Source organism: Neobacillus sp. BP17 (genome assembly GCF_059579525.1).
In genome coordinates this window covers 3,564,251-3,584,247 of the sequence record NZ_CM184198.1, presented here as the reverse complement: position 1 = coordinate 3,584,247, position 19,997 = coordinate 3,564,251, and the positions used below count along the sequence as shown (strand labels likewise).

Genomic DNA, 19,997 nt, shown 5'->3' with positions numbered 1-19,997 from the left:
TTGACAGCGACCCTGTTAAAGACTAACCACCTAGAGCTATTTGTCCGTTTTAACGGATGAATATTTTCTTAGGTGGTTTTTTATTCGAAAAATAGCAATTGACATAATTAAGGAGGAAATGAAAATGGGGAAAACGCAACATCCAGGACCACAAAAAAAGGCAAAGTTACCTGCTCCTAAATACTGGGTAAGTCCGATTCCATTTGGACTAGGGAAGATTAAGCCGCAGCATATCCGCGATACAATGAAAATCGCATGGGATAATAAAGATAATATCGGCTATGCTACACGGATTATTACGAAAGGGGTTTGTGACGGTTGTGCACTTGGTGTGTCTGGGTTATATGACCAAACATTGGATGGACCACACGTTTGCACCACACGTTTGAATGTGCTTCGATTAAATACAATGCCTGCGATTCAACCTGAAATCCTGCATGCAGACATTGATGAACTAAAGAAATATGACAGCACTGAACTTCGTAAGCTGGGGCGGATTCCTTATCCGATGATTCGTCGCAAAGGGGAACGTAAATTTTCACGGATTACTTGGGATGACGCCATGGATCTCATTGCAGAAAAAATGAAAAAGTTGGATCCAAAACAATATGCTTTTTATTTAACCGCTCGAGGGATTACAAACGAAAGTTATTATGTTGCAGCGAAAGTCGCGCGTTTTCTTGGGACGAATCATATTGATAACGCTTCCCGTATTTGTCACGCTCCCAGTAAAACAGCTTTAAAACGTTCGATTGGTGTGGGAGCATCTACAGCCAATTATCTAGATTGGATTGGAACAGATGTCTTATTGTTTTGGGGAAGTGTTGCTTCGAACTCATCACCGGTATCTTCAAAATATATGCTTGAAGCCAAGAAAAAAGGAACCAAAATTATTGTGGTTAACCCATACCGCGAACCAGCCATGGATCAGTATTGGATTCCTTCAAACCCTGAGTCCGCCTTATTCGGAACAAAAATTGCCGATGATTTCTATCAAGTCAATATCGGCGGGGATATTGCCTTTATGCATGGAATTATGAAGCATTGGTTTGATATGGAAGTAAAAGCATATGGTTCGGCAATTAATCATGAGTTCGTAGAGGATCATGTAAACGGTTACGAAGAATTGAAGAAGAAGGTCCAAGATCAATCTTGGGAAGATATCATTGAGTCATCAGGCGTTTCAAAAGATAGAATCATAGAATTAGCTGAACTTCTAGCAAACAGCAAAAATGCGGTATATGCGTGGGCGCTTGGACTGACGATGCACTCTTTTGCGACAGACAATATTTCTCAAGTCGCAAATTTGGCCCTCCTGCGTGGACACTTAGGGCGAAAGCACGCTGGTCTTATGCCGTTCCGTGGACACTCCAGTGTGCAAGGCAGCGGAGAAATGGGGGCAGATCCGTTTGTTTTACCTGGCGGAGGCTGGGACGAAAAAAATGTAGAACGAATCGAACAGCTTTGGGGATTTGACCTGCCAAACTGGCAGGGGGATATCGTTGGCGTTACTCTAGAAAACATTGTCCTTCCAGAAGATCATGAGCGGAAAGTGAAATTATATTACCTTTCTGGTGGTAATTTCTTAGAAACGATGCCAGACCCTGACTTTATTGAGAAGGCCTTATCCGAACTGGAGATTCGCGTTCATCAAGATATTATTTTAAACACATCTACGTTAGTTGATGCGAAAGAAGCTGTCATCGTGTTACCGGCGAAAACCCGTTATGAGCAAGAAGGAGGCGGCACGAGTACATCAACAGAACGGATGGTTTACTTCTCTCCTGAAATTACGGGTAACAAAAATATGATTGAAGAAGCACGTGCGGAATGGAAGATATATCTTGACCTTGCGAAGCGTGTGAAACCAGAAACAGCCCAATTGGTAGATTTTGTTGACGGTCAGGCCATTCGTGAGGAAATTGCCAAAGCAAACCCTGATTACAATGGAATTCAGCATTTGAAAAAGCAAGGAGACGTGTTCCAGTGGGGTGGTGCTTGGTTATGTGAAGATGGAGTTTGTCCAACTCCAGATAGCAGAGGTGCTTTAATTCCGGTTGATATCCCGGATTTAAATAAAAAACCGGAACAATTTATTATTACCTCCCGCCGTGGCAAACAGTTTAACTCGATGGTGTATAAAGAAGTGGATCCGTTAAACGGTGCCGGTCGTTACGATATTTTAATGAGTCCTGTTGATGGGCAAAAATTAAGCATTGCTGAAGGTGAAGGCATTGTTGTTTATAACGGCTTTGGTGTCTTCCAAGGTACGGCTAAGTTTGTTGATATTGCACAGGGAAATTTAGAAGTTCATTTCCCAGAAGGGAACTATTTGCTGCCTCGCGGTCGTTATGAGAAATTTGCCGGCATTCCGGATTATAACATCACTGTTAATGTAGAAAAAGCAGAACGATATCATGCACGGAAAGATACTCAATATTTAGAAAAGCCAATTGCTGATCTCGAAACAGAGGTTGGTTAAGGGTAAGAAAATCCATGGAAAGGGGTACTTCATTTGTTAAAGGAAATTACTACTTCTCAAAATATTGTCAAGTACAATGGACAAAACTTCATCGAGGAAGAGGATGACATTGCCGTCGAATCTGCCCTAACGATTATATTAGATGGAACGGAGTTTGCCACCATGGTGTGCACCCCTTCTGAATTGAAAGAATTGGTGGTCGGGTTCCTAGCTTCTGAAGGTGTGATTCGAGTCTACCAGGATATTCAATCGATCCATATCGATGAAGAAAAAGGTTTTGCATACGTTGATCTTGTAAATAAACATTCTATCCAAAAAGATTTCCATTCGAAGAGATTTATTGGATCTTGTTGTGGAAAAGGGCGGCAATTTTACTTTCATAACGATGTAAAGACAGCGAAAACGGTTATGACCAAATTGACGGTTACACCAGAACAATGCCGTGAGTTAATGAAGCAAATGCAAGAAAACTCTTCACATTTTCAACAAACCGGCGGGGTCCATAATGCAGCTCTATGTACGAGGGATGGAATTGTGGCAGCACGAACGGATATCGGTCGACATAATGCACTCGATAAACTTTTTGGCTATTGCTTGATTAACCGTATACCACTTAAGGATAAAATCATTGCTTTCAGTGGCCGAATTTCATCCGAAGTGTTACTAAAAGCAGCCAAGATTGGAGTAGGAATTATTCTATCAAAATCTGCACCTACCAATCTTGCTCTAGATTTAGCAGAAGAACTAGGAATTACAGCAGTTGGCTTTATCCGAGCTAACGGATTTAATGTGTATACCCATCAGGAGCGCATACAAGGGATTGAAAATAACCGTTCATCAATATCTGTTTTATAGGGATTTTGAAAAATTCATTTAGTGGACAGATAATAGTGTCAGGCACCTCCATTTTGAAGTGACACCCGTCAAGTAGACAGTGGAAATAAATAAATGACACTAAGCGGCTTGAGCCCTGTATTCTAAGGGGCTTAGGCCGTTTAGTTTTTTTTGTAATCGTTCATAATTATAAAATTTTATGTACTCCTCAATGTCTTTCTTCAGCTCTTCAAAGGTGCTGTACTTGTTCAGATAATACTTTTCACTTTTCAATGTTCCCCAAAAAGCTTCCATTGGTCCATTATCGATACACCTTCCGACCCTCGACATACTCTGAACCAGCTCTGCCTTATCAATTTTCCTTTTAAAAGTAGGGGAAGTGTATTGAAATCCTCGATCACTATGGAGGATAGGTTTTGCTCCTGGGTTAGTTTCCAAAGCTAAATCGAGGGTTTTAAATACCAATGGATTATTATTTGAATTGCCTAATACATAACTGACAATGGATCCATCGTACAAATCTAAAATCGCACTTAAATAAGCTTTTTGTGAGACTCCATACTTCAATTCAGTTACATCTGTTAACCATTTTTCATTTTGCTTCTCTGCGTGGAACTCTCTGTTCAAGATGTTCTCAGCTACATGTTGTGGAGTGCTTGGCTTATACTTTTTCCTTTTGCGTCGAATAACGGATTGTATTCCAGCTATTCTCATTAATCGATACACTCGTTTATGATTAATGGACTTTGGTAAGGTACGATTTAGGTTCATCGTAATGCGGCGGTATCCATATATACCGTCCACTTTCTTATATAGACGTTTTATCTCCTCCAGGATTTCCTCATTCATCTTTTCATTCTCAGGAGGGGTGCGATTAAGCCATTTATAATAAGAAGAGCGTTGAATTCTCGCAATTTCACATAATAGCACAATGGAGAATTTCTCTTTCTCATGAAGTTCTTGAATAGCTGTATATTTATCGGCCAAACGGACCTGGCTTATCTCTTTAACCGCCCCCTTTCGAGTTCCTCCAACTTTTTTAAGAATGCATTCTCCGCCCGAAGGCGTTCATTTTCCTGCTCTAACCGCTTCATTTCGCGCTGTATTTTCTCTTCAGGGGTTAACTCTGATTCCGTTTTACGCTTCCCCCTCTTATCTTCTAGACCGTCCGGTCCTTCCTTCTCAAACTTCTTTATCCATTGATACACCTGTTGATAGGAAACATTAAAGTGATCAGATGTTTGTTGATAGTTTTTCCCGTTCTGTATGCAATACATAACAATCTCAAATCGTTCCTCTAATGTCGTGGATCGGCCTTTAATCATAGAGTTCTTCTCCCTTTTCGTCTCTTCTATTTCTCTATGATCATTATAAATCCTAATCCATCCTTGTAACACTGAACGACTTGATATTTCATACTTACGTACAATCTCAACTTGAGAGAATTGACCCGAAAGAAAGTCATTAACCGCAGCTGTTTTTACTTTCTTCGAATACCGCTTCCATTCCCCCGAACCCTGAAGCCATTCAGTTCCATATGTCTGAAATTGATAAATCCAATCATTCAGAGTTCTAGAAGATATGTGGTGTTGTTTACAAAAGTCTGAAACTGAGATTTTTCTGTTTTCATAAGCCGTTATTATCTCAAATTTTTCTTGTGATGAATATTTCCCCATAGAAAAAGCCCCCAAAAAAGTAAACAGATTTTTATTATTTCATCTGTCTACTTTATCGGGAGCATATCATTTTAGAAGGTGCCTGACACTATTTTAATAACGTGAAAAAACCCAAGTGATTTAATCCTCACTTGGGTTTGATTTTTTTCGCGGAGTGCGATGGTCTTCTTACGTAATTGTTTTAACCGTTTGCAGTATTTTATTTACCAAGCTTTCAGCATCATCAGCCTCGATGGTTGTTAATTGAATACGGCAGAATGGTCTTACCCTGCATTCTAAACACCTTCTAAAACAGTCTACAATGCTAACATCTACATCATTTTGATAATGCAGTCGAAGAAGGTCAATGACTTTGTCCGCATCAGTTTCCTTAATATTACGCTCACAAAACTTAGCCACTCTCATTCTACTTTTTCTTCTTTTATTAGAATACTCCTATTCCTCATCATAATGAGTAAATTGGATATCCAAAGTACGAAGGTATGTTTGTAGACCCGCATCTTGGATTGGGATGATGAATGCTGGTTCCCCTGATTCATTATGATGAGAGTGCCACAGCCCTGGCGGGGTTACGAAGGCTTTTCCTGTTACCCAGTCAATTCGAATTGGATCAATAATTTGTTTTGTAAGAGGGTCTACCTTATCCCCCACTAATGTATAGGTCCCAGGTGCAGCATAAGCAACAAAGTCAAGGGCAACGGATTTATGACTGTGAGGCGCTTGGTTTGAGCCTACAGGAACAATACCGAACATAGCCCATAAAACATGTGTAATGGTTAAAGTCTGTTCGAAATTTTGATTATTTAATAGAATGGAGATACGATTTTTTAAATGGGCATCGGGTGCATTAGCTACCTCATCTAATTTTGCCTTCGCCTGTTCCGCCGTATAAAGTGTCGGCTTAAAACGTGCTTCCGTCGCTTTAGCTCCCAAGTAATCAAGGAGTGGAGTGTCCAAAATATAATAAATGGTGGAATCCTCAGACGCAAAATGACGACTACTTGATCCGGCTGGAAGTGTTAAAAAGTCACCTTTTTTCCAACTGATGGTTTGTCCATTGACCTCGGTTGTACCAGCCCCGGAAATAATATAGTATAATTCACTGGTTGCGTTTGGTTGCGTCTGAATCGAATCTCCTGCATTAATTCGGATAAAATGTGCAAGCAGGGACGGACTTGTTGCAGGATATTTGGTTTTCAACTCGTTCGATAAATCCAATGATATAATACGAGTTTCTCCTGAATTATATAGTTCAGGTGCAAATTCTTTAGGAGGAATCGGACTAATAATCCCACTGCCAATTGGATCAGCAGCCGTACTATACTCGTAAAAAAGGGCATCCTCGGTCCAGTTTTCGCTTACAGTTCCAATATGAAATTCCCCAGGTTGAACATTTTTTGACATATGTAATCCTCCTTTGATATGAAAAATATTTTTGTTCTAATCATTTATATTATAATACCAATTTAGGTATAATGGTAAATTTTTCTTCTGTATTTAATATATGAAGAAAAAAGAAAACAATTTAAACAATATAAAGAATATTCATTTGACAAATCTCTCTTATAAGTGTAATTTACATATATGGTTATAAATTAATTGGAGGTTTTATATAATGGAATTTAACAATGAGTTCGTAACAAATTTTGGTGAATCTCTTTACAACATTTGGACTAACAGCTTGGATAAGGTGACTGATTCTCAAAAAGAAATAGAAAATCTTTTGCTTCAAGCATTCGCAACACAAAAAGAATCATTGGAGAAAATTACTGGTGACATGAATTCCATCCAGGAACAACAGAAAAACCTAATTGCTGAAGTTCGCGATTACATAAAGGAAAATATTGAAACAGTTTACGGTGAAGAAACAAGCCAAACTTTTGAAAAGTGGAATGATGAACTGGATGAATTAAACACCCGTGTTCAACAGTTGACCTCATCTCCATATAAAGAAAGTTTAAATTTATTAAATCAGGCACAAGAGCAGTTCCAACAATCGATTAAAAATAGTATCGAACTGCAAAAAAAGACTAGTGAAGAAGCTTTAAATCAATTTAAAATTGCACAAAAAGGATTTATGGATTTATTTGAATCCAACACAAAAATGGCATTTAATTTATTTAAGTAGAAGATCACTTCTCCACTTTTATTTCCAGATTGCCTACAAAAAAATACGATGCAAAAAAGAAATAAACTTCTTTCCACATCGTATTAACTATCTAACTAAGCCTAATTTCTCAGTATATTAAGGAGAAATTAGGCTTTTTACTTTAGGACACCATTAACTTTGTCATTATGATTTAATACTGCCAATTTTTGGGATAAATATCGCCTAACTTTACCTTATCTTAATGGAAAGAAGATTACCTATTGAATCTTTTTTACTTATGTTTTAGTAACACTACCGCGACCATCTAAACTAATAGGTACGTCTCCATCAATGGTAATTCTACGGACAACTCTTTGTGCATTACCATAGTCATTCACTGCATAATGTTGGGTTGCGCGGTTATCCCAAATGATGACATCGCCCGCTTTCCATTTCCAACGGACTGTATTTTCGAGTTGTGTTACATGTCCTTGTAGGATGGAGAATAAATGAGCCGAATCAGTGGAAGAAAGCCCGATAAAGTTTTTCACAAAATGACCGAGTAGAAGATGGCGCTCTCCTGTTTCAGGATGTACATGGACTACGGGATGTTCGGTTTCATAGATGGTAGACGTAAAGATTTGCTCATGTCGTTTTTTCGCTTCAGTGGAAACATTCGTGTGCTTGGCTGCATAATCATAAGCATTGGTATGGACTGCCCATAATTGATCTGCTAGATTTTGTAATTCTGTTGGTAGGTTTTCATAGGCAGTAGCTGTGTTTGCCCAAACAGTATCTCCTCCTGCCTCTGGTATCACTACTCCGCGTAGAATGGAGAATTTAGGGTACGCTGCTTCAAACGTTACATCCGTATGCCATGAATTGGCACGGCCCCCATGATCAGAATGAAGTTCTAATATATAGTTTGTTCCATCTTTTGCTGGAACCGTTGGATGAACAACTGGGTTACCAAGTAGTTGTGCAAAAGCTTCTTGTCCTTGATCGTCAAGATGATTCTGATCACGGAAGAAAACAACCTTATACTTTAATAGTGCTTCACGGATAGATTTAACTGTATTGGGGTCGAGGTCACCGGAAAGTTTTACGCCTGATATTTCTGCTCCAATACGTCCAGCCACTGGTGTTACTACGATTGCTGCTCCATTTTGCACTTCTTTAACATTACTCATTTTATTTCCTCCTTGTTTTAAGCCGCAAAAGCGACGCTTTGTAATGTACCGATAAGACAAAAGAAAGCCAGAGCATATGGCTCTGGCTTCCAGGTGACTGGTCAGCATTCATTTGAATTTTAATTAGGTAATTCCTATCGGTTTAATGAGATTTTAAATTGCTAGAATACTTCTGTCAACATTTAATTTGAATTTTGAGGAAAGAAAAAATATTCTTTCGCTTACATAAAAATAATCATAGATTGGCTGTTTAATTCAAAAGGCACGTAAGCCCCTAAGAATTCCAGATCATTGTTTCCCTTATTTACCGAATTTGTATTAGAGATAGTAAAATATAAAAACAAAAGAAAAAGGATTTAGATAGTTGTAAATTTTCTGTTGACGAATAAAAATAGAACTGTTAGGATAGTAAAAACCAAGTAATCCAATGGGAAAACGATATTATCCACCGGTCGACCGGAGACTTTTCTTTAAAAAGAGATGTCTCCGGTTTTTTTATTGAGAAATATGCTTACAAATAAGAATGTGCAGTGACTAAGCGTGTTTCTCGTTGCCAGTGATTGATATCCGATTGGATGAATTGGTATAAATCTAAGGAGAAAGAAGGAACTGTTATGAAGTTTTGGGGAAGAAAAGCGCTTTTTTTTTTAGTTGTATTATCAATCGTCATATCTGCTGGGTGCCAGGAGAAAAAGACTGGAGCCACAGGGGATAAAGGAGAAGGCGGGTATGAAACTCTGAAAATAAAATATGAGGGGTCAGTTGGTTCAGTTAATTATCCCGAGTTAGCAGAGGATTTAGGCTATCTTGGTCCGATTAAACTTGAATGGATTGGAAATCAAACAAGCGGGCCTGCGTCTATTCAAAACGCAGCCACCGGTCAAACCGATTTTGGCGGGGCCTTTAACGGGGCCGTTGCCAAATTAATAGCGAGCGGTGCACCTTTAAAGTCGGTCATTGGTTATTACGGCAGTGATAAGGATACATACACCGGCTATTATGTTTTAAATGAAAGCTCGATAAAAGATGCTCGAGATCTAATTGGTAAAAAGGTTGGAATGAACACAATGGGAGCTCATGCTGAATTCGTTTTAAAAGAATATTTAAAACAAAATGGATTAACAGATGAGGAAATTAAGAAAGTAACTTTAGTTGTTCTACCACCTGTAAGTACAGAGCAAGCACTTCGTCAAAAACAAATTGATGTGGCTGTTTTAACTGGGATGTTAGGCGATCTGGCTGTAAAAAATGGGGGGCTTAGAAAGCTTTTTAGTGATTATGAATTACTGGGTCCCTTTACAGCCGGCAGCTATGTGTTTACTGAAAAATTCATCAAACAAAATCCACATACGGTGAAAAAGTTTGTTGAGGCTACAGCAAAAGCGATTGAGTGGGCACAAACCCATTCACGAGAAGAAGTGATAGCGCGTTATGAATCCATTATTAAGAAACGGGGGCGCAAGGAAGATACAAACACATTGCAATATTGGAAAAGTACTGGTATTGCAGAGAAAGGTGGAGTTATTCAGGAAAAGGAATTTAAAATTTGGGTCGATTGGCTGAAGAAAAATGGTGAGTTCAAAGATGGCCAAGTGAAACTAAGTGATTTATATACTAATGAATTTAATCCTTATAAGGGTGAAATTGAAAAAAAGTAATGAGGTGAGAGGATGACGGCAAAAATTGAGTTTAAACATGTCAGTAAGGTCTTTAAAGTAAGGGATTTAAATCAGGGAAGGGGAGCGCTTAAAGAATTTACAGCCATTAAAAATGTTCATTTTTCGGTGAACAGTGGAGAGTTTCTTTCATTAGTAGGCCCATCTGGATGCGGAAAATCAACATTGCTGGATCTTTTAGGCGGGTTGACGAAACCAACCTCCGGACAGATATTATTGGATGGAAAACCGATTGAGGGACCCGGTTTAGATCGGGGGATTGTTTTTCAACAGTATGCGCTATTGCCCTGGAAGACAGCCAAAGGAAACATTGAATTTGGCTTAGAGTCAAAAGGTGTTCCCAAAAAGGAGCGGGCTGAAATTTCACAGTACTTTTTGTCACTGGTTGGATTATCGGGTTTCGAGGATCGTTATCCTCACGAACTCTCAGGTGGAATGAAGCAGCGTGTGGCCATTGCCAGAAGTTTAGCGTTTGACCCTGAAGTGCTGTTAATGGATGAACCGTTCGCTGCCCTCGATGCACAGACGCGTGAAACCTTGCAAACAGAATTACTTCGAATCTGGGAACATACCAAAAAGACGATTGTTTTCATTACCCATGGGATTGATGAGGCGGTGTATCTAGGACAGCGTGTTGCAGTAATGACTTCCCGCCCGGGAACGGTTAAACAAATTATTGATAACCCGCTTCATTTAACCAGTCACGAAGAAGATTTACGTTCGACAACAGCCTTTGCAAATGCGCGTCACCAAATTTGGGAGTTGCTTCGAGAAGAAGTAAACAAAGCACAATCAGTTGAGAATAAGGATCAATCAGCTTAACAAAGTTCAATTAATTTACAGAAGAGGTGAGGAAATGTCTGATTTTGGTAAATCGTTCACAGCGCCAATGCAAGCATCCCATCGGATTCGTTTTTCTTTTCATTGGGTGCAAAGTCTTGTCAAACAATCTATTGTCATTTTACTTTTACTAAGTCTATGGGAGATTGCTCCCCGAATAGGGTTAGTGGATCCCACATTCTTTCCGCCTTTTTCAACAGTAGCTGAGAGCTGGTGGGGGTTAGTGATTTCGGGTGATCTATATGCCCATTTTCAGGCCAGTATTCTCCGATCGCTTTTCGGATTTGGGTTGGCGATCCTTGTGTCCATTCCTTTGGGGCTGATCATTGGGTGGTATCCATTGGCAAGTGAATTGTTAAATCCGGTGCTGGAGGTGTTTCGCAATACAGCTGCCTTAGCTTTATTACCTGTCTTTATTTTGTTGCTTGGGATTGGTGAGACATCTAAAGTTTCAATCGTCTTTTTTGCTTGTACGTTTCCGATTCTTTTAAATACGATCAATGCTGTTCGAAATGTCGATCCATTACTCATTAAGGCCGCCAAATCTATGGCACTTCCGTCCTATAGATTGTTTTACAAAGTCATTTTGCCTGCTTCCATTCCGACTATTTTTACCGGAATACGAATGGCTGGATCATCATCCATTCTTGTATTGATAGCTGCCGAAATGGTTGGTGCGAAGGAAGGTTTGGGATATCTCATTAATTATTCGCAACAGAACTTCCAAATCCCGCAAATGTATGCCGGTATAATTACGATTTCATTGCTTGGTGTGGCCATAAATTATCTATTAATCTCATTAGAAAGAAAATTTTCAAGCTGGAAAACCAATTCAAATCAACAATAAAAGAAAGAAGGAATGAAACATGACTCAAAAAAATCGGGAAATGAAACTAGGCGCATTTTTTATGATTCCTGGACATCATGTCGCAGCTTGGCGCCATCCAAAAGCGGAATCTAATCAAACAATGAGTTTTGATTTTATTAAAAGACTAGCCCAAACAGCAGAGCGTGGAAAGTTTGATATGGTTTTTCTTGCAGATAGCTATGCAGTGAGAGGGAAAAATCAAAAGGTACTCAGCCAAACCGTGAATACGTTATTTGAACCCTTTACCCTTTTATCCGCTCTTTCTGCTGTAACAAATAATATCGGATTTGTCGGAACTGTATCAACTACTTTTAATGAGCCATTTAATGTTGCCCGCAGGTTCGCCTCTCTTGATCATTTGAGCGGCGGCCGTGCAGGATGGAATGTTGTCACATCAAGCACTGACGTAGAAGCCCAAAATTTTAATTTAGAACAGCAGCTCCTTCATGAAAAACGTTATGAGAGGGCCGAAGAGTTTGTCGATGTGGTAACGAAACTATGGGATAGTTGGGAGGATGATGCCTTAATTATTGATAAAGAGGCAGCCCAATTTGCGGATTCTTCCAAAATACACTCTATTAATCATAAAGGAGAATGGTTTTCTGTTGCGGGTCCATTAAATATTTCTCGTCCAGTGCAAGGGCATCCGGTTGTGATCCAGGCTGGTTCTTCTGAAGCAGGGAAGGAGCTTGCGGCGCGGACTGCAGAGGTTATTTTCACAGCATGGCAAACCCTAGAAGAAGCTCAAAGCTTTTATGCGGATGTAAAAGGAAGAATGGCGAAATACGGCCGCTCACCAGAGGATCTAAAAATTATGCCTGGGATTTTCCCTGTTATTGGCAGAACCGAGGAAGAAGCGGAAGAAATTAAGAGGCAACTTGAGGATCTTATACCGGAGGAAGCGGGGATATCTCTTTTGTCTGGCATGATAAGTGTAGATTTATCAGGAAATCCGGTTGATGGACCACTCCCTGATTTGCCTGAATTGAATCAGATAAATGGTGGGAAAAGTCGGTTCCAATTATTAAAGGATCTTGCCGATCGTGAGGGATTGACGATTCGCCAGTTGTATCAACGGATAGCTGGTGCCCGCGGACATCGGGAAATCAAAGGTACACCTGAACAAATTGCGGATCAAATGCAAGAATGGTTTGAAAATGGCGCAGCAGATGGATTCAATGTGATGCCTCCATATTTGCCTGGTGGTCTGGATAATTTCGTTAATCTGGTTATTCCAGTACTACAAGAACGCGGATTGTTCCGAAAAGAATATACAGGTAACACATTAAGGGAGAATCTCGGATTAAAACGGCCAGTTAATACACTTATTGAGTCGGTAAAAGAAACAATTAAATCTCGTTAATTTTTTTAAAATAAAATCCCACTTAATTTATAGGATTAATAAGTTTTATAATATTAATCATTAAATGGAAAATCCAGTAAAAGCTTCCTGGTCTACCAGAGTCATGGGGAAACTAATATACGAGAAGGATGATTTGTTTTATATTACAAATGGGTAATGTATAAGAGTATGATTTTTGCCGACCAGATCACAGGAGGCTCCTAGACTTGTTTATCAAGGATAGGAGCCTTTCGTTTTAAAAAGGAATTCTGAAGGAGTGATGATTGACTAATGTTAGAAATTCGTAATTTGCAAAAGACATTTGTTACAGAAAAAGGGAAAGTCCAAGTATTACATAATATAAATTTTCAATGTAAAGAGGGGGAATTGGTTACTATTATTGGTCCAAGTGGGTGTGGCAAAAGTACCTTACTTAAAGCAATAGCTGGACTAGACTCCGATTACGTTGGAGAAATTTTTCTAGACGGTAGTGAGGTAAAAGCACCATCGATTGATAAAGGATTTATTTTTCAAGAGCCGCGGCTGTTTCCTTGGATGACAGTAGAAAAAAATATAGCTTCAGACCTTCCATTACATAAGGAAGAAATCAAAAAAGGAGTGGAGCGGTTAATTAAACTGATTCGGCTGGAGGGATTCGAAGCATCTTATCCAAAAGAACTTTCAGGCGGAATGGCACAAAGAGTAGCAATTGCAAGAGCATTGCTGAGAAATCCAAAGGTATTGTTATTGGATGAGCCCTTCGGAGCGTTAGACGCCTTTACTCGTTCCCATATGCAAGAAGTCCTCCTTGAAATTTGGAACGCAAACCGTACTACTATGTTATTTGTTACTCATGATATCGATGAAGCAATATACCTTGCCAATAAAGTGATTATTATGGGTTCCAAGCCTGGAACGATCAAAGATATTTTCTCTGTGGACCTGCCATTTCCCAGAAAGAAATCATCATCTTCTTTTCAAGAAATAAGATACTTACTCTTAAATAAATTTGAAAAGGTAGATGAGCTGGAGTTAGTAAATAGTGCTGGAATTTAGGAGGAGATTGACTTGAGTAGAATAAAAGAGGAATTGCTGCCTGTACATTTTCAATCACAAAAATTGGTTAGCTTTGGACAAGGGAAAAAGCAAGAAAAATTCATGCGATTTCTTCGGAAAATTATACTACCAATAATTATTCTATTAGTTTGGGAGATTTCGGGGCTCCTTGGAATAGTATCTGAGACTTTATTTCCGCGACCAGATACGGTTTTTCAAAGATTTATTGAACTATCAACAAATGGAGAATTATTCCGGCATTTTATCGTCAGTCTTCGCCGTTCTCTAAGTGGGTTTTTAGTGGGAGGATTTTTGGCACTGGGTGCCGGAATTCTTGTAGGCTTTTTTGGTAAAGTGGAACAAACATTGGATCCAACTTTGCAAATGATTAGAACTATACCAACCCTGGCTGTACTGCCGTTGTTTATTTTATGGTTTGGATTTGGAGAATTTTCTAAAACACTCTTAATTGCGAAAGCAGCTTTCTTTCCTATCTACGTAAATACATTTTTAGGGATAAGGGGTGTAGATTCTAAACTTTTAGATGTAGCCAAAGTTCTTGAATTTAGTAAATGGCAACAAATTACAAAATTAGTTATTCCATCAGCAATGCCCAATATATTGCTGGGAATTCGTCTTTCTTTAGGTGCAGCATGGGTAGCCCTTGTAGGAGCTGAACTAATGGGCTCCAGTGAAGGGGTCGGATATATGATCGTGGATGCGAGGACATTTTCAAGAACTGATGTTATTTTTGTTGGGATCATTATTTTTGCATTATTCGGAAAGATTACCGACTCTTTGATTCGCCATTTAGAAAAACGATTATTGAAATGGCGTGATAATTTTCAAGGATAGTTGTAACAATTAGCTCTCAATACAAGGTGTCCTTAAGTGGTGATAAAAAATTATATAACAATTGGAGGAACTTAATGATGAGTAACAAAGGTCGCAAAATGAATCTGAATTTATTTTTAAGTATTTTGGGTCATCACGAAGCATCTTGGCGCTATCCAGATGCCCCAACGGAAAAAGCACTTGATTTTTCGTATTATGCAAAAATAGCAAAAAAGGCTGAAAATGCAAAAATAGATGCTATTTTTTTAGCAGATCGCACGTCAACTTCAACAAAGTCAGTAAAAAATGGCCCAGCGGTTTCCTATGAACCTACAACACTATTATCAGGGTTGGCCGCAGTAACGGAGAAGATAGGATTAATTGGAACTGTATCAACTAGTTTTAATGAACCATACAATGTTGCTAGAAGATTTTCGTCACTAGATTTTTTAAGTAATGGAAGAGCTGGTTGGAATATTATTACTTCAGGAACGGATGAAGAAGCTCAGAATTTTAACTTAAATAAGATTCCGGATCATGCAAGTCGATATAAAAGGGCAAAAGAATTCTTGAGTGTGACTACTAAGCTCTGGGATAGCTGGGAAGATGATGCAATTGTTGAAAAAAAAGAGGCTGGAATTTATGCTGACAGCCAAAAAGTACATGAAATCAATCATAAAGGAGAATTCTTTCAAGTCCGTGGGCCTTTAAATCTACCAAGTTCACCACAAAAACGACCGGTACTTGTACAAGCCGGAACCTCAGAGGACGGCAAAGAATTTGCTTCCAATTTTGCAGAAGTGATTTTTACTGCGCATCAAACATTTGAGGACGCTGCTGCCTTCTATCAAGATGTAAAGCAAAGAGTCGTTAAGCATGGAAGAAATCCGGAGCAAGTAAAAATTTTACCTGGAATTTGCCCTATTATTGGAGAAACAAAAGAAGAAGCATTTGAGAGAGAGAATAAGTTACAAGAATTAATAAATTTTGATCATAGCTTACTTAAGTTATCCAATCGCGTAGGAATAGATTTAACTTCTGCACCACTTGATGAGCCGTTTCCAGAAATTCCGAATCTTGAAGAAATTCAAGGTCATAAGAGCCGTACACAACTTATCGTTGAATTGGCGCAAAGAGAGAATCTTACACTCAGACAGGTGTTGATCCGCTTAGGAGGTGGCAGAGGTCACTTCACGATTGCCGGTACTCCGCAAAAAATTGCAGACGTACTAGAATATTGGTTTTTAAATGGAGCGGCTGACGGTTTTAACATTATGCCACAAGTGATGAATCATGACTTAGATAGATTTATTCGGCTAGTAATTCCTGAACTACAAAAAAGAGAGCTGTTTAAAACCGAATATACTGGAAATACGTTAAGAGAGCATTATGGATTAAAAGTACCGGACAATCAATACCTGTCTATATAAATCTTTTGAAAAGTTAACGAGGGGGAATAACAATGAGTAGAAAGAATAAAAATTGGTTTAAAAGTTTTTTTGGAGTTTTATTACTACTAACAGTCTTTTCATTAAGTGCCTGCAATGTTGATCGGACATCTAGCAGCGCTAAAGTATCTAAGGATAAAACCATTATAAACATTGGGATCCAAGGGAAAATAGGTGTATTGCAATATGCAAGAGAAAAGAAAATTTTTGAGAAAGCATTCGAAAAAGACAATGTTGAGATAAAGTGGAACGAATTTACGAGTGGCCCTCCAGAGTTTGAGGCAATTGCATCAGGAAGACTTGACTTCGGTACAACTGGTGCCCCCCCTCTTATTTCAGGGCAGGCAGGAGGAATTGATTTTCGTGCCATTGGGGTAACAGGTGATGGAAGGAAAAATTATGGGATATTAGTACAAAAAGGGGCAAAATATAAGAGTTTGAAGGATTTAAAGGGTAAGAAAATAGCCGTCGCACCAGGAAGTGGAGCATATAATTTTTTATATACGGCACTGGACAGAAATGGGCTTACGGATAAAGATGTAGAAATCGTTCCTTTACAGCCTGACGAAGCAAGACCTGCACTTGAAAATGGTTCGGTGGATGCTTGGTCAATATGGGAATCCTATTTAACTACAGCGATTTATCAAATCGGAGCAGTACCAATTCTTTCTTCAGAAGATTTAAATGTCTTATCTCCGGGATTTATTGTTGCAAGAACAAAATTCACCAAAGAACATCCTGATTATACAGAACTTTTCCTAAAGGCATATAATGAGGCAAATCAATCGTATGTAGCAAATATTGATACCGTTTCAAAAGAAGTTGCTGCTTCTCAAGGCGTTGACGAAAAGATCATTCATAAAGTAATTGAAAAATCAACTCCAATTCTTTCCCCAATAACCGAGGAGTTTGCTAAAGCACATCAAGAACAAGCAGACTTTTTATACAAGGAAAAGGTTATTGATAAGAAAGTAGATACCTCAAAGATAATTGATAATACATTTATAGATAAAATTATAAAATAAATTTCTGGTCAATAATTTATTTACAGACTGGTAAAATAGAGGCTCTCAATTCAAGGTAAGATTATCTTGAATTGAGGGCCTCTTATTTTAAATCACACAAAAAAAATTTTGAAATATTTTAAAAAATCAATTGACAAATAGTGCATGAAAATATAAAGTTTAATCATAGTTTTAAAACCAAGTAAACAAGTTGGTTAAGTTGGTTAATTGTTTTTTGTTGAATAAATTCGATGTAAAAAAACTTAAATCTTATGCTGATCGGACTACCGAAGGCTCCTTTTCTCGTTTTGATGAGATCTGGGGCCTTTTTTATTTACCTTATTCCGACTAAATAAATAGGTTTAATGTAGTTAATTCTGATTAAGCGTATATACTTATCAGTCAACTGAAAGGAAGTGATTCATTGTGTGTAAAAGTAACAAAAATATCCTTATTTGAGAATTGTAGAGTTTCAGAATCTGTAAATGAGTATTTGAAGAAATGGGAGGAGTCAATTGTGGTAAAAAAATATAAGAATCATTGGTGGGTCGCATTCATCTTGGTTTTGTCTTTTCTAGTAAGTGGATGCAGTTCTTCCGCTACAGGAGAAAAAACTGCAGCAAGTAGTAAGGAATCAAAGATCATTAATATTGGTTATCAAAAGTTCGGTACCTTAAACATCTTAAAGGCAAAAGGAACCTTGGATAAAGATCTAAAATCACTTGGATATACGGTAAAATGGACCGAGTTTCCTGGAGGACCTCAGTTACTTGAGGCATTAAATGTAGGCAGTTTAGACTTTGGTCATACAGGAGAAGCGCCTCCAATTTTTGCTCAAGCCGCAGGAGCTCCACTCGTGTATTATGCCAATGCAACCGCAAATCCAAAAGGAGAAGCGATATTAGTACCTGAAAATTCTCCAATTAAAACGCTGAAAGACTTAAAAGGAAAAAAAATCGCGTTAAATAAAGGTTCAAATGTCCATTTTTTATTAGTTAAAGCATTGGAAAAAGCAGGTATTCCCTACAGTGATATTAAAACAATTTTTCTACCTCCTGCAGATGCGCGAGCAGCTTTTGAAAAAGGAGATGTAGATGCCTGGGTGATTTGGGATCCCTTCTTAGCAGATGCCCAGAATGCTACGAAAGCAAGGGTCCTAGCAGATGGAGAAGGATTAGTAAACAACCGCGAATTCTTCTTAGCTACAAATAAATTCGCAAAGGACAATTCTAAAGTATTAGACGTCATTTATAAAGAACTGGAAACGACAGATAAATGGGTTGAAGAGAATCCAAAAGAAGCAGCCAAATTCCTTGCACCTCAAATTGGAATGAGTGTGGATACATTAGAATTAACACTCAATCGAAGATCTTTTGGATTAGAAAAAGTAAGTGACCAAACGGCAGAAGATCAGCAACAAATCGCTGATGCATTTTACAAGCTTAAATTAATTCCAGAAGCTATTGAAGTACAAGAAGCACTTTTAAAAACTAATCATTAAAAAAGGGGACTTAAAAAATGAACGTATTCTGGTTTATTCCAACACATGGTGATTCAAGATATTTAGGAGTTACAACAGGAGGCAGAGCTGTTACCTTGCCTTACTTAAAACAGGTGGCTCAAGCAGTTGATGAGTTAGGGTTTACTGGGGCTTTGCTTCCAACAGGTAGATCTTGCGAAGATTCATGGGTGGTAGCTTCGAGTTTAATTTCCGTTACCTCACGTATGAAATTTCTAGTTGCTGTACGGCCTGGTTTAAGTTCACCATCACAAGCCGCCAGAATGGCAGCCACATTTGATCGCTTATCAAATGGCCGGCTATTAATCAATGTGGTAACCGGCGGAGATCCTGTGGAACTTGCAGGAGATGGTCTTCATTTAAATCATACGGAACGCTATGAATTAACGGATGAATTTTTAACAATATGGAGGGACTTGTTGGAAAAAGGAGAGGCCAACTTTACTGGAGACTACTTAACTATCGATAATGGAAAATTATTATATCCACCTGTACAACAACCTTATCCGCCTCTTTATTTCGGAGGATCTTCTGAAATTGGGCAAGAAATAGCTGCGAAGCATGTGGATTACTATTTAACATGGGGTGAACCGCCTGCAAAAGTGGCAGAAAAAATAAACGAGGTAAAAAAATTAGCGGCTCAGCAGGGCCGGACCGTTCGTTTTGGGATTCGATTGCATGTCATTGTGAGAGAAACAGAGCAGGAAGCATGGGCGGCAGCGAATGATTTGATTAAATATGTAGATGATGATTTAATTGCCTCCTCTCAAAAGATCTTTTCGCGGTTTGATTCGGTTGGACAGCAGAGAATGTCGGAATTACACAATGGAAGTAAGGACCAATTAGAAATCAGTCCGAATTTATGGGCAGGAGTAGGCCTTGTTAGAGGGGGAGCAGGGACAGCTTTAGTAGGAGATCCTGAAACGGTAGCACAAAGAATGAAGGAATATGCTGACCTTGGAATCGAAACCTTTATCCTATCAGGATATCCACACTTAGAAGAAGCGTACCGTGTATCTGAGTTATTATTCCCGCATCTTCAATTAGCAAAGGCTGATCCTCAATCGGGTTCAACGAATATCATCAGTCCATTTGGAGAAATTGTTGCAAACAACGAATTGCCGAAAGTCTTAAAGTGA

The 19,997-nt window shown here is 38.7% G+C and carries 17 protein-coding genes; 13 read left to right on the top strand and 4 right to left on the bottom strand.

Features of this window, described 5'->3' with window-relative positions:
• The first annotated feature begins 124 nt into the window (after nt 1–124).
• Together AC4QJR_RS17305 and fdhD are read left to right on the top strand one after the other, a co-directional pair.
• Nucleotides 125–2,482, top strand: a complete 2,358-nt coding sequence (locus AC4QJR_RS17305) for an FdhF/YdeP family oxidoreductase (RefSeq protein WP_496523668.1) — start codon at nt 125–127, stop codon at nt 2,480–2,482.
• A 33-nt stretch (nt 2,483–2,515) separates the two neighbouring features.
• Complete coding sequence (fdhD, locus tag AC4QJR_RS17300) at nt 2,516–3,337, top strand: formate dehydrogenase accessory sulfurtransferase FdhD (RefSeq protein ID WP_496523667.1); 822 nt, start codon at nt 2,516–2,518, stop codon at nt 3,335–3,337.
• Between the two features lie 99 nt (nt 3,338–3,436).
• Here fdhD and AC4QJR_RS17295 read toward each other — a convergent pair.
• The 3 genes from AC4QJR_RS17295 to AC4QJR_RS17285 form a co-directional block, all read right to left on the bottom strand.
• A protein-coding gene (locus tag AC4QJR_RS17295) for an IS3 family transposase (protein ID WP_496523666.1) occupies nt 3,437–4,992 on the bottom strand; the annotation gives its coding sequence in 2 pieces (ribosomal slippage) (nt 3,437–4,347 and nt 4,347–4,992; 1,557 coding nt in all).
• Between the two features lie 168 nt (nt 4,993–5,160).
• Nucleotides 5,161–5,397 (bottom strand): DUF1450 domain-containing protein, encoded by a 237-nt coding sequence (locus tag AC4QJR_RS17290; protein ID WP_496523665.1) that lies wholly within the window; start codon nt 5,395–5,397, stop codon nt 5,161–5,163.
• Nucleotides 5,398–5,427: 30 nt separating this feature from the next.
• Nucleotides 5,428–6,396, bottom strand: a complete 969-nt coding sequence (locus AC4QJR_RS17285; protein ID WP_375376416.1) for a cupin domain-containing protein — start codon at nt 6,394–6,396, stop codon at nt 5,428–5,430.
• A gap of 211 nt (nt 6,397–6,607) precedes the next feature.
• On the opposite strand from AC4QJR_RS17285, the gene phaP reads away from it, so the two are divergent.
• The gene (gene phaP, locus AC4QJR_RS17280; protein ID WP_496523664.1) at nt 6,608–7,120 is read left to right on the top strand and encodes a polyhydroxyalkanoic acid inclusion protein PhaP; all 513 of its coding nucleotides are present in this window, start codon (nt 6,608–6,610) and stop codon (nt 7,118–7,120) included.
• 257 nt (nt 7,121–7,377) lie between these two features.
• On the opposite strand, the gene AC4QJR_RS17275 is transcribed toward phaP, so the two are convergent.
• The gene (locus AC4QJR_RS17275; protein ID WP_496523663.1) at nt 7,378–8,271 is read right to left on the bottom strand and encodes a TauD/TfdA dioxygenase family protein; all 894 of its coding nucleotides are present in this window, start codon (nt 8,269–8,271) and stop codon (nt 7,378–7,380) included.
• Nucleotides 8,272–8,885: 614 nt separating this feature from the next.
• Between AC4QJR_RS17275 and AC4QJR_RS17270 the strand changes: the two genes are divergently transcribed.
• From AC4QJR_RS17270 to ssuD, 10 genes are all read left to right on the top strand, one after another.
• On the top strand, nt 8,886–9,929 hold the full coding sequence (locus tag AC4QJR_RS17270; RefSeq protein WP_496523662.1) for an ABC transporter substrate-binding protein: 1,044 nt from the start codon (nt 8,886–8,888) through the stop codon (nt 9,927–9,929).
• 12 nt (nt 9,930–9,941) lie between these two features.
• The gene (locus AC4QJR_RS17265; protein ID WP_496523661.1) at nt 9,942–10,769 is read left to right on the top strand and encodes an ABC transporter ATP-binding protein; all 828 of its coding nucleotides are present in this window, start codon (nt 9,942–9,944) and stop codon (nt 10,767–10,769) included.
• A 34-nt stretch (nt 10,770–10,803) separates the two neighbouring features.
• The gene (locus tag AC4QJR_RS17260) at nt 10,804–11,634 is read left to right on the top strand and encodes an ABC transporter permease (RefSeq protein ID WP_496523660.1); all 831 of its coding nucleotides are present in this window, start codon (nt 10,804–10,806) and stop codon (nt 11,632–11,634) included.
• A gap of 19 nt (nt 11,635–11,653) precedes the next feature.
• Complete coding sequence (locus AC4QJR_RS17255; RefSeq protein WP_496523659.1) at nt 11,654–13,018, top strand: LLM class flavin-dependent oxidoreductase; 1,365 nt, start codon at nt 11,654–11,656, stop codon at nt 13,016–13,018.
• A gap of 270 nt (nt 13,019–13,288) precedes the next feature.
• Nucleotides 13,289–14,053 carry an ABC transporter ATP-binding protein gene (locus AC4QJR_RS17250; RefSeq protein WP_496523658.1) on the top strand — a complete coding sequence of 255 codons (765 nt, stop codon included), beginning with the start codon at nt 13,289–13,291 and terminating at the stop codon, nt 14,051–14,053.
• A gap of 63 nt (nt 14,054–14,116) precedes the next feature.
• Complete coding sequence (locus AC4QJR_RS17245) at nt 14,117–14,908, top strand: ABC transporter permease (RefSeq protein ID WP_496526705.1); 792 nt, start codon at nt 14,117–14,119, stop codon at nt 14,906–14,908.
• A 77-nt stretch (nt 14,909–14,985) separates the two neighbouring features.
• Entirely contained in the window at nt 14,986–16,317 is a 1,332-nt protein-coding gene (locus AC4QJR_RS17240) for an LLM class flavin-dependent oxidoreductase (RefSeq protein WP_496526704.1), read from the top strand.
• A gap of 32 nt (nt 16,318–16,349) precedes the next feature.
• A complete protein-coding gene (locus AC4QJR_RS17235; RefSeq protein ID WP_496523657.1) occupies nt 16,350–17,360 on the top strand; it encodes an aliphatic sulfonate ABC transporter substrate-binding protein in 1,011 nt (336 codons plus the stop codon).
• 496 nt (nt 17,361–17,856) lie between these two features.
• Nucleotides 17,857–18,840 (top strand): sulfonate ABC transporter substrate-binding protein, encoded by a 984-nt coding sequence (locus AC4QJR_RS17230; protein WP_496523656.1) that lies wholly within the window; start codon nt 17,857–17,859, stop codon nt 18,838–18,840.
• A 17-nt stretch (nt 18,841–18,857) separates the two neighbouring features.
• Nucleotides 18,858–19,997 (top strand): FMNH2-dependent alkanesulfonate monooxygenase, encoded by a 1,140-nt coding sequence (gene ssuD, locus AC4QJR_RS17225; protein ID WP_496523655.1) that lies wholly within the window; start codon nt 18,858–18,860, stop codon nt 19,995–19,997.